The sequence below is a fragment of the Luteibacter anthropi genome (assembly GCF_023699965.1).
Classification (GTDB): domain Bacteria; phylum Pseudomonadota; class Gammaproteobacteria; order Xanthomonadales; family Rhodanobacteraceae; genus Luteibacter; species Luteibacter anthropi.
Genome location: NZ_CP077072.1, coordinates 1,112,843 through 1,127,847 on the forward strand (window position 1 = coordinate 1,112,843; position 15,005 = coordinate 1,127,847).

The 15,005-nt window shown below is 66.4% G+C and carries 10 protein-coding genes; 5 read left to right on the forward strand and 5 right to left on the reverse strand.

Annotated features, from left to right (window positions below; genetic code table 11):
* Nucleotides 1-7 precede the first annotated feature (7 nt).
* Together KR767_RS05145 and KR767_RS05150 are read left to right on the forward strand one after the other, a co-directional pair.
* Nucleotides 8-772 carry an N-acetylmuramoyl-L-alanine amidase gene (locus KR767_RS05145; RefSeq protein ID WP_250878340.1) on the forward strand — a complete coding sequence of 255 codons (765 nt, stop codon included), beginning with the start codon at nt 8-10 and terminating at the stop codon, nt 770-772.
* Between the two features lie 125 nt (nt 773-897).
* Nucleotides 898-1,413: a gluconokinase gene (locus tag KR767_RS05150; RefSeq protein ID WP_250878341.1), complete on the forward strand. Its 516-nt coding sequence runs from the start codon at nt 898-900 to the stop codon at nt 1,411-1,413.
* On the opposite strand, the gene KR767_RS05155 is transcribed toward KR767_RS05150, so the two are convergent.
* Nucleotides 1,386-2,165, reverse strand: coding sequence for an AraC family transcriptional regulator (locus KR767_RS05155; protein WP_250878342.1), 780 nt, complete (start codon nt 2,163-2,165; stop codon nt 1,386-1,388). The two genes, KR767_RS05150 and KR767_RS05155, sit on opposite strands and share 28 nt — an antisense overlap.
* A 99-nt stretch (nt 2,166-2,264) precedes the next feature.
* Here KR767_RS05155 and KR767_RS05160 point away from each other — a divergent pair, with 99 nt between their 5' ends.
* Nucleotides 2,265-3,482, forward strand: a complete 1,218-nt coding sequence (locus tag KR767_RS05160) for an MFS transporter (protein ID WP_250878343.1) — start codon at nt 2,265-2,267, stop codon at nt 3,480-3,482.
* A gap of 843 nt (nt 3,483-4,325) precedes the next feature.
* Here the strand turns inward: KR767_RS05160 and KR767_RS05165 are convergent.
* The 3 genes from KR767_RS05165 to KR767_RS05175 form a co-directional block, all read right to left on the reverse strand.
* Entirely contained in the window at nt 4,326-6,785 is a 2,460-nt protein-coding gene (locus tag KR767_RS05165; RefSeq protein WP_250878344.1) for a membrane-bound PQQ-dependent dehydrogenase, glucose/quinate/shikimate family, read from the reverse strand.
* A gap of 79 nt (nt 6,786-6,864) precedes the next feature.
* Entirely contained in the window at nt 6,865-8,505 is a 1,641-nt protein-coding gene (locus KR767_RS05170; protein WP_250878345.1) for an AMP-binding protein, read from the reverse strand.
* Between the two features lie 177 nt (nt 8,506-8,682).
* The gene (locus tag KR767_RS05175; protein ID WP_250878346.1) at nt 8,683-9,534 is read right to left on the reverse strand and encodes an NmrA family NAD(P)-binding protein; all 852 of its coding nucleotides are present in this window, start codon (nt 9,532-9,534) and stop codon (nt 8,683-8,685) included.
* A 170-nt stretch (nt 9,535-9,704) separates the two neighbouring features.
* On the opposite strand from KR767_RS05175, the gene KR767_RS05180 reads away from it, so the two are divergent.
* Entirely contained in the window at nt 9,705-10,130 is a 426-nt protein-coding gene (locus KR767_RS05180) for a DUF2501 domain-containing protein (protein WP_166950222.1), read from the forward strand.
* Nucleotides 10,131-10,278: 148 nt separating this feature from the next.
* Here the strand turns inward: KR767_RS05180 and KR767_RS05185 are convergent, their stop codons facing one another.
* Nucleotides 10,279-11,907 (reverse strand): response regulator, encoded by a 1,629-nt coding sequence (locus tag KR767_RS05185; RefSeq protein ID WP_250878347.1) that lies wholly within the window; start codon nt 11,905-11,907, stop codon nt 10,279-10,281.
* Between the two features lie 537 nt (nt 11,908-12,444).
* Between KR767_RS05185 and KR767_RS05190 the strand changes: the two genes are divergently transcribed.
* A complete protein-coding gene (locus KR767_RS05190) occupies nt 12,445-14,955 on the forward strand; it encodes a ribonucleoside-diphosphate reductase subunit alpha (protein ID WP_166950389.1) in 2,511 nt (836 codons plus the stop codon).
* Nucleotides 14,956-15,005: the final 50 nt, after the last annotated feature.

The following is a 15,005-nucleotide window of genomic DNA, read 5'->3' on the forward strand; positions in this document are numbered from 1 at the left end:
ACAGGCCATGGCACTCCTGCGCGCATTTCGCTTCGGCATCGTCGCCACGCTGCTGCTCGTCCTGGCGGGCTGCGCCAGCGCGCCCCTCAAGGCACCCCAGCGCAGTGCCCTGGCCCAGTGGTCACCGTCGCCGAACTTCAATGCACGCAAGGCGCAGTTCATCGTGCTGCACCATACCTCCACGGTGAATGCCGCGGAGGCACTCAAGGTGCTGAAGAGCCGCAACAGCGGCGGCCCGGTGAGTGCGCACTACCTGGTCGAAGCCAATGGCCATATCGACCAGCTGGTGGACGACGCCGATCGCGCCTGGCATGCCGGCGCGGCACGATGGGGCGACCAGACCGACCTCAATTCGTCGTCCATCGGCATCGAGCTGGACAACGACGGCGTGGCGCCCTTCACCCAGCCGCAGATCCAGGCACTCATCAGCCTGCTCAACGATCTCACCACGCGGCTGGGCATTCCGAAGCAGGCGGTCATCGGGCATGGCGACATCGCACCCGGACGCAAGACCGATCCGAGCGTGCGCTTTCCGTGGGCGACGCTGGCGCGCTATGGCTTCGGGCTCTGGCCCGACCAGCCGCTGATCCCTGCCCCGCCGGGCTTCGACAGCCTAGCGGCGATGCGGCTGGTGGGTTACGACGTGTCCAACCCGCGCGCCGCCATCGTCGCTTTCCATCGCCACTACCGGGCGATGGAAAGCGACACGCTGGACGAACAGGACGCCTCCATCCTCTACGCCCTCCAACGAAAACTGATGGCCCCCCTGTAGGAGCGCGCCTGCGCGCGACCGGTGTTCGCGAAAACCATCAACCATTTCGCAAAACCCGGTCGCGCGCAGGCGCGCTCCTACAGGAAAGATCGATTCTTCACCTGGGATCGCGCATCATCGTCGGCATGATCACCATCGTCATGGGCGTCTCCGGCAGCGGCAAGAGCACGATCGGCGAAGGGCTGGCCACGCGGCTGGGCATTCCCTTCATCGACGGCGACAGCCTTCATCCCCAGGCCAATCGCGACAAGATGGCCCGTGGCATTCCCCTCGACGATAACGATCGCCAGCCCTGGCTCGCAGCCATCGTGGCGGAGATGGACCGCCACCGCGCCAGCGGCCAGTCGCTCGTGCTGGCCTGCTCGGCGCTGAAGAAACGCTATCGCGATTTCCTGCGCAAAGGGCATGACGACGTGCGCTTCGTCTATCTGCACGGCACGCGTGACTTGCTGGCCGACCGCCTGGGCCATCGCAGCGGTCACTTCTTCAACCCCGCCCTGCTCGACAGCCAGCTCGCGACGCTCGAAGAACCCTCGCGCGACGAAGCGCTATGGGTGGACATCGGCGACTCACCCACCGACACCATCGAAAGCGTGATCCGCCGTGGCTGCGCTCAGGCGCGCGGCACCGCATCGCGATAAGTGCTGGGCGCACGGCCGAGGGCACGACGAAACATCGTCGAAAAACCCGTGGGGTTCTCATACCCCAGATCCATGGCGATATCCGTCACCGGCTCGCCTGCCGACAAGCGTGGCAAGGCATGCAGCAGGCAGGCCTGCTGACGCCACTGCGCAAAGCTCATACCCGTTTCGCGGCGGAACAACCGGGTGAAACTGCGACGGTGCATGGCGAGATCGTCAGCCCACGTATCGATATCTTCGGTCACCGTCGGGCGTTCAAGGAAACGCGCGCAGCGCCTGGCCAGTGCCGCATGCTTCGGCAGCGGCAAGGCCAGCGGCACTGTAGCGGCCCGACCGATCTCGGCGATAAGCAAGCCCATCAGCAGCCCGTCGCGTCCCGCCGGGTCGTATTCGCGCGGCACGTGCTGCGCCTCGACCAGCAAGGCGCGCAGCAGGGGCGACACGGCCAGCACCCGGCAGGCATCGCCCAGCATCGCCGTCACCGCCGGCTCCAGATAGGCACTGCTCGTGGTCACCACGCCGATCATGCGCACCGAATGCGGCATCGTCGGTGGAATCCAAACGGCACGCTCCGGCGGTGCGATCCAGGCTCCCAGCGGCGTGGTCACCGCCACGGTGCCCTGCGAGGCATATAGCAGCTGCCCCCGCCGGTGCTGGTGGGTGGCCAGCTCATACGAGGCGGCATAGACGCTGGCCCGCGTGACCACGGGCCGGGCCACCGAATCGAAGGCATCTGGGCCGTTGGAAGCCATGATTGTCCCGTTTGCGAAGGGTTTTGACCCATATCCTAGCGCGGGACAGCTTTGCGCATGTTCTCATATTGCATCCCGAGCCTTTCCCCAGGACCGTCCATGCAAGCTCCCACCACCAGCGCCGCGGTGGAGACCCCTCGCGCCGCCACGCCCACCGTCTACGGCGTGATCTTCGCCATCAGCTTCTGCCACCTGCTCAACGACATGATGCAGTCGCTGCTGCCCGCCATCTATCCGGGCCTGAAGGCCGGATTCCACCTCGACTTCGGGCAGATCGGCCTGATCACGCTGACCTACCAGATCACCGCGTCGATCCTGCAGCCGCTGGTCGGCCTGTACGCCGACCGTCGGCCCACGCCGCTGGCGCTGCCCGGCGGCACGCTCTTTTCCCTGGCCGGCCTGATGGTGCTGTCGGTAGCGCACACCTACGGCATGTTGCTGGTTGGCGCCGCCCTGCTGGGCATGGGCTCGTCGGTGTTCCATCCCGAATCCTCTCGCGTGGCGCGCATGGCCGCCGGTGGCCGGCATGGCCTGGCGCAATCGCTGTTCCAGGTGGGCGGCAACGCCGGCCAGGCGCTCGGCCCGCTGGCCGCCGCCGTGGTGGTGGTGCGCTGGGGCCAGTCGAGCCTGGCCTTCTTCGCACTGCTGGCCCTGCTTTCCGGCGCCATCCTGTGGAACGTGGGCCAGTGGTATCGCCACCACGGCCTCACCCGCCTCAAAACAGGTGGCGGCAGCCATGACATCACCCCGCCCAGCAGTGCGGAAGCGCGTCGCGGCATTACGGTGCTGCTGGCGCTGATCTTCTCGAAGTATGTGTACTTGGCCAGCCTCACCAGCTATTTCACCTTCTACCTGATCCATCGCTTCGGCGTGTCGGTGGAAAACGCGCAGCTGCACCTGTTCGTGTTCCTGGGTGCGGTGGCCGTCGGCACGATCCTCGGCGGCCCCATGGGCGATCGCTTCGGCCGCAAGCACGTCATCTGGTTCTCCATCCTCGGTGCCCTGCCCTTCACCCTGCTGCTGCCGCACGCCAGCCTGTTCTGGACGGCGCCGATCACCGTCGCCATCGGCCTGATCCTTGCCTCGGCATTTCCCGCCATCGTGGTCTTCGCCCAGGAGCTGGTGCCGGGCAAAGTGGGCATGATCTCCGGCCTGTTCTTCGGCTTTTCCTTCGGCATGGGCGGCCTCGGTGCTGCGGGCCTTGGCGAACTGGCTGACCATATCGGCATCGAGGCGGTGTACCAGATCTGCGCGTTCCTGCCACTGATCGGATTGCTCGCGGCCTTCCTGCCGAACCCACGACGCAAGAAAGCCTGACGACGAAAGTACCGGCGTGATACCCGCACGCCCCTCACCCCCGCTTGTTGTAGGAGCGCGCCTGCGCGCGACCATTCAAGGCGATGAGTTCAAGGCTTTCGCGATAACCGGTCGCGCGCGAGGCACGCTCCTACAGGAAAAGCGTCATCGCCAGGTTGACCCATCCGTTGTAGGAGCGCGCCTGCGCGCGACCGGTGGAACGGGAACGGTGATGTACATCGCCATGAACGGTCGCGCGCGAGGCGCGCTCCTACAGGGAAAGCGTCATCGCAGGTTGACCCGTCCGTTGTAGGAGCGTGCTTGCGCGCGACCGGTGGAACGGGAACGGTGATGTGCATCGCCATGAACGGTCGCGCGCAGGCGCGCTCCTACAACACGCCACGATCACGTGGGTAGAGGCGGCGGGGGCGGCCCTTGGCGCGACTTGATGGAGGTGAGGGGAGTGGGCGGATAAGGCCGCGTAGCGGGGTCGGCCAGGAAGGCCGGCCTTTTTCGCCGAGGCAGGAGCCGAGTCGAAAAACCCGCGCGCTCCCCGTGCCCGAAGGGGCGTAAGCCATAAGACATTAGCCGCGCTAGCGGCTCTCCTTTCCCGAGGGACACCGCAGGCCGGAGCGCCAAGGGCCGCACCCGCCGCCTCGTCCACCGCCACGTACCAGCGCCGATGCGAGGCCGGAAGGCGAGCCCTTCCTGCAGAGCGAAACCCGACAAGGGCCGCGTTCCTACGGAGCGCAACATCGCCGATGCGATCAGCTCCCACCCCTTCGGTAGGGAGCATCCTTCAATCGGAGACGCCACGTTTCAGACGGTCGCGCGCGAGGCGCGCTCCTACAGGGGGGCGTGGGGTTATTTGGGGAGGGCGTAGGCGATGACCCAGTCGCCTTGTTTCGTGCCCAGCGAACCATGGCCGCCTGCGGTGACCAGGATGTACTGGCGACCGCTGGCATCCGCGTAGCTCATCGGCGTGGCCTGTCCGCCTGCCGGCAGGCGGGCCTCCCATACCTTGCGGCCGGTGCGGACGTCGTAGCCACGGATGTAGTAATCCAGCGTGCCACTCAGGAACGTGACACCGCCGCCCGTGGTGAGCATGCCGCCGAGGCTCGGCACACCGAGCGGCATCGGGATCGGCAGCGGTGCGCTGTCGATGATGGTGCCGTTGCGGTGACGCCACATCATACGGCCCGTGCCCAGATCCACGCCCGCTACGTAACCCCACGGCGGTGCCTGGCAGGGGATGCCCAGCGGGGAGAGGAACGGCGACAGCTCGATGGCATAGGGAATGCCCTTGGCCTGCTTGATGCCTTCCGTTTCGCTCTTGGATTCTTTTACTTCCATCTTCGCCAGCTCATCCTTGGGGATCAGCTTCGACTGGAAGGCCATGTAGCTCGGATTGAGCAGCAGCAGCTGGCGCGTGGGATCGACCGAGATGCCGCCCCAGTCGAACACGCCGAAGTTGCCCGGAAACACGAGCGAGCCCTGCAACGACGGCGGGGTGAACATGCCGTCGTAACGCAACGAGCGATAACGGATGCGGCACCACAGCTGATCCAGCGGTGTCGTGCCCCACATATCTTTCTCGCGCACATCCGGCGGTGCGAAGTTCAGGTCCGACAGGGGCTGCGTGGGCGAGGTATGGTCGCCATCCACCGCACCCTGCGGCCGCTCCACCTCGCGGATCGGCACGATGGGCGTACCGTCGCGACGATCGAGTACATAGATGCTGCCCTGCTTCGTCGACGCCAGCAGCGCAGGCTTCATGCCGTCGGCCGTCTTCATGTCCATCAGCGTCGGCTGGCCACCCACGTCCATATCCCACAGGTCGTGATGGGTGAACTGGTAATTCCACTTCACCTTGCCGGTAGCGATATCCAGTGCAACGACACCTGCGCCGTATTTCTCCGAGGTGGGGGTACGGCCGCCGGCAAACTGATCCGGTGTCTGGTTGCCCATGGGCAGGTAGACCATGCCCAGGTTTTCGTCGACGCTGAAAATCGACCACACGTTCGGCGAGTTGCGCGTATAGACCTCGTTCGGGCCGATGGGCGCGGTGTCATCCGGCTTGCCCGGGTCCCAGTTCCACACCAGGTGGCCATCGTGCACGTCGTAGGCGCGGATCACACCCGACGGCTCGTCGGTGGATTCGTTGTCGGTAACGTGGCCGCCGATGATGACCAGGTCGCGGGTCACGGCCGGCGGCGAGGTGGAGTAATAACCGCCCGGCGTGAACGGACCGATGTTGGTGCGCAGGTCCACCGTGCCGTCCTTGCCGAAGTCCGTGCAGGGCTTGCCGCTGTCCGCGTCCAGCGCAATCAGCCGAGCGTCGGCGGTGGGCAGGAAGATCCGGCGCGGGCAGGTGGCAGAAGCCATGGCCGGCGGCGGCAGCGGCGCGGTGGAAGCCACGGCCGGTGCACCGGCCGCCGTGGTGGCGGGCGCGGGAATCACGGCCGACGCGTACTTCGTATCGTCGTGATAGGACACGCCACGGCAGGTCATGTGCTCCCAGTGCTTGAAGCCCACGGGGCTCTGCAGCTTCGGATCGAACTCCCAGCGCTTCTGGCCGGTGGCGGCATCCACCGCGATGACGCGGCTATGGGGTGTGCACAGGTACACCGTATTGCCGATCTTCAGCGGCGTGTTTTCCGCCGTGGTCTCGGTCGGATCGTCCGGGCCAGGCACGTCACCGGTCTGGATCTTCCAGGCCACCTGGAGCTGGCCCGCGTTGTCGGGGGTGATCTGGGTGAGCGGCGAATAGCGCTGGCCGTACGGCGAGCCGCCGTAGTCGGTCCAGTCGCCATCCGGACGCATGGCGCGGTCGCCCTGCGGACCGGTCACGTCGGCCATCGGTAGTTCACCGGGGATATCGCGCTCAGGACGCAGTGCACCCGCCACACTCACCGCCGCCATGACCAGCAAGGCAAGAAACAGGACACCACCACCGGTGCCGCGTGCGCTGGCGTAGTAGCGCTCGCGATTCAGGCCGCGACGCGGCCAGGGCAGCAACAGCCACAGGCCCAGGGCAAACCACAGATCGAGCCGAGTCAGCAGCTGCCACCAGTCCAGGCCCACTTCCCAGAAGGCCCAGCCCGTGGTGCCGATCAGCAGCAAGGCGTAGATCGTTACCGCCGAGCGTTGCCGCAGCAGGAGCAGCAAGGCCACCAGCAAGGTGATCACGCCGGCCACGATGTAGTAGACAGAGCCGCTTTGCCGGAGCAGCACGATGCCACCCCAGGTCAGCGCGGCACCGTACAGTGCGAAGACGAACGCGGAAAACAGCGTCGCCGGATGGAAACTCCTGGTTCGATTCATGGCCTCACCTTGGAACGGCCCACCCCTGGACGAAAGGTTGGCGGTCGGGGCGTGAACCCCAGGTGGAGAGCCGGGCCCGTCAGCCTGTCGCGTTTCCGGCCAGTTCCGCGGCCATGGCTTCACGCATCAGGTATTTCTGCACCTTGCCGGTGACGGTCATCGGGAAGTCGTGCACGAAGCGCACATAGTGCGGCACCTTGAAGTAGGCAAGGTGATGGCGGCAGTAATCCTGGATGCCACCCTCGGTGACGGCGGCCCCATCGCGCAGGCGGATCCAGGCGCAGACCTGCTCGCCCAGGCGGCGATCCGGCACACCGAAGACCTGCACGTCCTGGATGTCGGGATGACCGTAGAGGAATTCCTCGATCTCGCGTGGATAGATGTTCTCGCCACCGCGGATGATCATGTCCTTCAGGCGACCCACGACGCGGCAGTAGCCGTCGTCATCGAGCGTGGCGAGGTCGCCCGTGTGCATCCAGCGTGCCGCGTCGAGGGCGGCATGCGTGGCGGTTTCATCGCCCCAGTAACCGCGCATCACCGAATACCCACGCGTGAGCAGTTCGCCGGTTTCGCCGCGCGGCACGATGAGGCCGTTCTCGTCCACGATCTTCACCTCGACATGCGGATGCACGCGACCCACCGTGGATACGCGCATGTCCAGCGGATCGTCCGTGACGGTCTGGAAGCTCACGGGGCTGGTCTCGGTCATGCCGTAGGCGATGGTCACCTCGGCCATGTGCATCTCGTCCACCACGCGGCGCATGATCTCGATGGGGCACGGCGAGCCGGCCATGATGCCGGTGCGCAGGCTCGACAGGTCGAACTCGCGGAAACGTGGGTGTTCCAGCTCGGCGATGAACATCGTCGGCACGCCATGCAGGCCCGTGCAGCGTTCCTCGGCTACCGTTTCCAGCGTGGCGAGCGGATCGAAGCCCTCGCCCGGGATCACCATGCAGGCGCCGTGCGTAACGCAGGCGAGGTTGCCCAGCACCATGCCGAAGCAGTGGTAGAACGGCACGGGGATGCACAGGCGGTCTTCTTCCGTGAGGCGCATGGCTTCGCCGATGAAGAAACCGTTGTTGACGATGTTGTGGTGGGTGAGCGTGGCGCCTTTCGGCGAGCCGGTGGTGCCGGAGGTGAACTGGATGTTCACCGGGTCATCGAAGGTAAGGCCGCGTGTCACCGCCGCGAGCCTGGCACGTGCCGCATCGTCGGCGGTGATATCGGACCAGCGCAGCGTGCCGGGTTCGGCGGTGTCGTCGAGCAGGATCACATGACGCAGGTCGGGCAGGCCCGGCTTCACCGAGGCGAGTACGTCAAGGTAATGCGAGCTTTTGAAGGCGCGCGGCAGGATCAGTGCGCGGCAGCCGACCTTGTCCAGTGCGTAGGCCAGCTCGTGCGAGCGGTAGGCGGGGTTGATGTTGACCAGCACGAGGCCGGCTTTCGGTGCGGCAAATTGCGTGACGACCCATTCGGCACGATTGGGTGCCCAGATGCCCACGCGATCGCCCGGCTCCAGTCCCAGCGCCAGCAGCCCGGCGGCGATGCGTTCCACTTCGGCATGGAATTCGCGGTAGGTCCAGCGGATGCCCTGCTGACGGACGACGAGCGCAGGGCGTTCCGGCCAGCGGGTGGCGACGCGGTCGAGCAGTTCGCCAACGGTTTCGCCGAGCAGCGGGGTGGCGCTGGCGCCGTGGACGTAGCTGGGGGCGTGGGGCATGCAGGGCATCCTGGGGGCGATGCCTTGAAGATACTGATTCGGGGGTGGAGGTGCAGGGGGTGCGGAAGGGGGCGGTTTCGCCGGTCGCGCGCAGGCGCGCTCCTACAACAGCCTCGCTCGCGCAGGGCGGCTTGTGTAGGAGCGCGCCTGCGCGCGACCGGCGAAGCCCCAGAACCCTCAGCGAGCCACCAGCTCCGCCACCACTGCATCCACACCCGTCTCGCCCTTAATCGACGTCGTGCCGAAATCGATCCAGCCTTCGTTGAACCCGTCGATCATCCGCATTCGCGGACCGGGATGACGCATGCCCTGTGCCTGGAAACGCGCTTCCCACGTGTCACGTGGCACCACGCGGGCCACCACGTCGCGACCGAGCGCACGCGAGAACGCTGCCGCCAGGTCGTTCGGGCTGGTGCGCACCGGCCCTTCCAGTTCGACGATGCGCACGCCGTCCCACGACTCGCCCAGCAGCTTCGCGGCAAGGCGGCCGACATCCCGCGTGGCAACCATCGCAATGGGACGATCGAGCGGATCAAGATAGCTGTCGATCACACCGCTCTCGCGGGCCGATGTGACGTCCCACTGAGAGTTTTCGAAGAACCAGCCCGCGCGCAGGAAGGCGACGGGCATCGGCAGCGTGCCCAGCTTCTTCTCCATGCGGCCGAGCTGGGAAAGCAGGTTCTCCTCGGTGGCTTCGGCGCCGATCGTGGAGAGCACCACCACCCGCTGCGGCCGTGCGGCAAGCAAGGCTTCATGAATCGAGGTGATGGTGCGGTTCGATTCCGGGAAACCCGGGGATGGATCGAACACGGGCGGCAGCAGCACGAAAACGGCCTCGCAGCCGCGGAACGCCTCCGTGAGGGCGGCCGTATCGTCGAGTTCGGCCACGGCGAGCGTGGCACCGCGCTCCAGGAAAGCACGTGCTTTCTCAGGGTTGCGCACGACGGCGCGGAAAGGGCGACCGGCGGCGAACAGCGCCTCGGCGAGCGAGGCACCGACCTGGCCGGTGATTCCTGTGATGGCGTACATGGCGTGTCTCCATTGGGGGATGGAGAAAGGCTACGCAGTCGTCATTCGTGACTGAAGCGACGGGTGGTAACGGGATTTATGATCTTTTGTCACCACTACCCCGCCGACATACATCTCCATAACAAGCGTGGCGGTATTTGTTGGCCCACCTCACCACCGGAGCCACCGTCATGAAGACCCGCTTTGCCGCCGGCCTCGCCTTTGCCCTCACCCTCGCCGCAGGCAGCGCCTCCGCCGGGCAGCTGGACAAGCTCGGCGGAATGCTGGGCGGAGGGGGTGGCTCGTCGCTCACGTCCGGCAGCATGGGCAACGCGGCCGGCATCATCCAGTACTGCCTCAACAACAACTATCTTGGCGGCGAAAGCGGCGCCAGCGGCGTGAAGGACCAGCTGATCTCCAAGCTCGGCGGCGATTCGAAGCAGAAGCAGGACATGGGCTTCGTGGAAGGCCAGCGCGGCCTTCTCAACGACGACAAGGGCAAGACGATCCTGGACCTGGGCAAGGAGAACAAGGGCGGCGGCGACCTGAAGGCGCAGCTCACCACCAAGGTGTGCGATGCCGTGTTGAAGCAGGGGAAGAAGTGGGTGGGGATGTAGTTCTCCCTCACATTCCGGCTTCGCCGGTCGCGCGCAGACGCTTCCCTTGTAGGAGCGCGCCTTGCGCGCGACCGCTTATCGCGAAAACGTTTCTGCGTTGACGTTCCAACCGGTCGCGCGCAAGGCGCGCTCCTACAGGGGGTTTTGGTTACGGGCGGGTGATCCTTGCCAGGGCTTCCGTCAGTTCCGCCACGCCGTACGGCTTCACGATGATCGCCGTACGTGCGTCGCGGCGGATGTCGTTCGCCGTGTGGTCGCCGGTGGCGTAGATGACCGGCAGGTCGGGTCGGGTCTCGCGTGCGCGCTCCACCACTTCCACACCGCTCATGCCGGGCAACGCCACGTCGGCCAGCATCACGTCGATGGTCTCGGCGGCGAACACGCGTAGCGCCTCGTTGCCGTCGGCCGCCTCGAACACGGCATGCCCACGGCTCTCCAGCATCTCAGCGATGGACAGCCGGATCAGCGCATCGTCTTCCAGCACCAGTACGCGCAACGGACCATGCCGCGCCGGCAGCGGCACGGCCGGGGCGGAGGCGTCGGTGGAAGGCACGCGCGGCACGCGGCCGGACAACACATGGCGAACCCGCCGCGCCAGCGCCTCACGAGTGTAGGGCTTGCTCAGCAGTTCCACGCCTTCGTCCAGGCGGCCGCCGTGGACGATGGCGTTTTCGGTATAGCCGGAGGTGAACAGCACCGCGATGCCCGGCTGGCGCTCCACGGCCTTGCGCGCCAGCTCGGGGCTGCGCAGGGGGCCGGGCATCACCACGTCGGTGAACAGCATGTCGATCGCGATACCGCTTTCGATGATGGACAGCGCGCTTTCGGCATCGCGCGCCCGCAAGACGCGGTAACCCAGGTCGGCGAGCATGCCGACCACGGTCTCGCGCACGGCGTCGTCGTCCTCGGCCACCAGGATGGTCTCGTCGCCACCGCGCACCTCGCCCACGTCGAGGGCCACGATGCGGTCCTCGGTCTGCGTCGAGCGCGGCAGGTAGATGCGCACGGTGGTGCCGTGACCGGCCTCGCTGTAGATCTTCACGTGGCCGCCGGACTGCTTCACGAAGCCGTAGACCATCGACAGGCCCAGGCCCGTGCCCTGCCCCTCGGGCTTGGTCGTAAAGAACGGCTCGAACACATGCGGCAGGACCGCCGCCGGGATGCCGCTGCCGGTGTCGGTCACCGCCAGCATCACGTACTGACCGGCGCGCAGGTCGCCGTGGGCCGCCGCATAGGCGTCGTCCAGCAAGGCGTTGCCGGCCTCGATGGTGAGCTTGCCCTGCCCGTCCATGGCATCACGCGCGTTGATGGCAAGGTTGAGCAGGGCGTTCTCGACATTGGTCGCGTCGATCAGCGTGTTCCACAGGCCGCCCGCGATGACGGTTTCGACCTCGATCGCCTCGCCCAGGGCACGGCGCAGCAGCTCGTCCATGTCGCGGACGAAGCGGCCGATGTTGACCACCTTGGGTACCAGCGGCTGGCGCCGGCCGAAGGCCAGCAGCTGCGCCGCCAGGCGGGCCCCGCGGGTGACGCCCGCCATGGCGTTGGCCACGCGCCGCTCGGCGCGGGGATTGCCGCTGACGTCGGCGGCGAGCAGTTGCAGGTTGCCCCCGATCACCTGGAGCAGGTTGTTGAAATCGTGCGCGACCCCGCCCGTGAGCTTGCCGATGGCATCCATCTTCTGCGCCTGGCGCAACTGGTCCTGGGTCATGTCGATGGCTGGGTCCAGCGACTGGGCAGGTGGCGAGTGGTCCTGCGGCTCGAGGGGATGGCGCATCTAGCCTGGTGTCCTGTGGGTGGCCGCAGAGTCTAGCCTCGCTCGAAGACCAACTTTGTGTAGACGATCTTCACAAAATCTTGACCGCCGAGGGTGTTTGCGGGTGTCCGAGGGGGCCTTCCACCCGGCTGTCACGGTGTCAGCCCCTGCGATCAAGGACATACGAACGTACCCTACATATTGTGTTGACCTACCCCCTCCCCGCCTATATCGTGTGTCTCGCTGGTCACCGACGGAACGCTATTTTCCGCCGGACGAGAGGGAATCCGGTGCAAATCCGGACTGCTCCGCAGCGGCGAGTGGAATCGACCCTTCGTGCACCGCACCTTCCCGGGGGGGAAGGCGTCGCGTCCGACGGACACGCTCCATGAAGGCCGATCCCCATACCAGTGTGCGGTGGCGACTTCCGTGGGAAGGCGCGTCGCGGACCCGGTGGCCCCCTGTCGCCCCCGTGCCCCGACCCATCCGCGGCGCCACCGCGTCGAGCCCCGTTTTCAGTAACGGGGGGTTTGGAACAGGCCCTGGGGCATGCCACATATGACCACGATGGATTCCGCAGCGCGCGAGCGCACCGAGACGGCCGCCGAGACGACCGCCACCCCCAACCCCACCGCCGAGAAGGCGCCCGCTGCCGGCTACCGCAATGACGCCCCGCCGGCGTTCACCCTGACTCCTCCCCACAACCCCGGCCAGATGCGCGTGAAGAAGCGCAACGGCGGCCAGGAAACCGTTGACGTCAACAAGATCGTGCGCGCGGTGACGCGCAGCGCCGATGGCCTGTTCTCGGTCGATCCGATGCGCGTGGCGCTGAAGACGATCGGCGGCCTGTACGACGGTGCCACCACCCAGGAACTCGACCAGCTGTCGATCCGCACCTCCGCAGCGCTCACCGCCGAAGAGCCGGAATACGGCCAGCTCGCCGCGCGCCTGCTCTCGGCCTTCATCGACAAGGAAGTGGCCGGCCAGGAGATCCAGTCGTTCTCCCAGTCGATCGCCACCGGCTCCGAGCTGGGCATCCTGAACGAGCGCCTGCGCGACTTCGTGCAGACCAACTCGCGCAAGCTCAACGACGCCATCGACACCAACGCCTCGCGCCGCTTCGAGTACTTCGGCCTGCGCACGGTGTACGACCGTTACCTGCTGCGCCACCCGACCAAGCGCTTCGTCATCGAGACGCCGCAGTACTTCTTCATGCGCATCGCCTGCGCGCTCGGCGGCAACGATGTCACCGAGACGCTTGAGCTGTACCGCATGCTCTCGTCGCTGGAATACCTCGCCAGCTCGCCGACCCTGTTCAACGCCGGTACGGCGCATGAGCAGCTGTCGTCGTGCTTCCTGCTCGACTCGCCGCAGGACGCGCTGGAATCCATCTACGCCAAGTACGGCGACGTGGCCCAGCTGTCGAAGTTTGCCGGCGGTATCGGCCTGGCCTACTCGCGCATCCGTTCGCGCGGTTCGCTGATCAAGGGCACCAACGGCCACTCCAACGGTCTCGTGCCGTGGCTGAAGACGCTCGACGCCTCGGTCGCCGCCGTGAACCAGGGCGGCAAGCGCAAGGGCGCGGCCTGCGTGTACCTGGAAAGCTGGCACGCCGACATCGAGGAATTCCTCGAACTGCGCGAGAACACCGGCGACGACGCACGCCGCACGCACAACCTGAACCTTGCCAACTGGGTACCCGACCTCTTCATGCGCCGCGTGGAGACCGACGGCGACTGGTCGCTGTTCGATCCGAAGATCGTGCCGCACTTCGTCGACACCTGGGGCGCCACCTTCGACGCCGCCTATGAAAAGGCCGAAGCCGAAGGCCTGGCCGTGAAGTCGATCAAGGCACGCGAGCTCTACGCCCGCATGCTGCGTTCGCTGGCCCAGACCGGCAACGGCTGGATGACCTTCAAGGATCGCTCCAACGCCACCAGCAACCAGACCGCGCGTCCGGAAAACGTCATCCACCTGTCGAACCTGTGCACCGAGATTCTCGAAGTCACCAACGAGAACGAGACCGCGGTGTGCAACCTCGGCTCGGTGAACCTCGCCCGCCACGTGGTGGACGGCGTGTTCGATTTCGACAAGCTCGCCACCACGGTCCGCACGGCCGTGCGCCAGCTCAACCGCGTCATCGACCTCAACTTCTACCCGATCGCCACGGCGAAGACGGCCAATGTGAAGTGGCGCCCGGTGGGCCTGGGCGTGATGGGCCTGCAGGACGTCTTCTTCAAGCTGCGCCTGCCGTTCGATTCCGACGAAGCCCGCACGCTGTCCACGCGCATCCAGGAAGAGATCTACTTCCACGCGCTGTCGCAGTCGAACGAGATCGCCGAGCGTGACGGCGCCCACCCGGGCTTCGACGAGAGCCGTGCCGCCAACGGCGAGCTCCAGTTCGACTACTGGCCGGCCGCCACCCCGAACGGCAAGGACGAGCGCTGGGCCGAGCTGCGCGCGAAGATCAAGCAGCATGGCCTGCGCAACTCGCTGCTCATCGCGATCGCGCCCACCGCCACCATCGCCTCGATCGCCGGTTGCTACGAGTGCATCGAGCCGCAGGTGTCCAACCTGTTCAAGCGCGAAACGCTCTCGGGCGACTTCCTCGTGGTGAACCGCTACCTCGTCGACGAACTGAAGACGCTGGGCCTGTGGACCGCCGAAGTGCGCGACCAGATCAAGCTGGCCGAAGGTTCGGTGCAGGGCGTGACCGCCATCCCGGCCCAGCTGCGCCTGGTGTACCGCACCGTGTGGGAGCTGCCGCAGAAGGCGCTGATCGACCTCGCCGCCGCCCGCGGTGCATACATCGACCAGAGCCAGTCGCTGAACCTGTTCATGGAAAACCCGAACATCGGTCAGCTGTCGTCGATGTACATGTACGCCTGGAAGTCGGGTGTGAAAACCACCTACTACCTGCGTTCGCGTCCGGCCACCCGCATCGCCAAGACCACGGTCAGCGCTTCGGTGTCCGCACCGGTCGCCCCGGTGGTCGATGCCCAGGAAGAAGCCACCGCGGCGGTCTTCTGCTCGCTCGAAAACCCCGAGTACTGCGAAGCCTGCCAGTAACACGCTGTTGTAGGAGCGCGCCTCGTGCGCGACCCGCCCCGGAGCGGAGC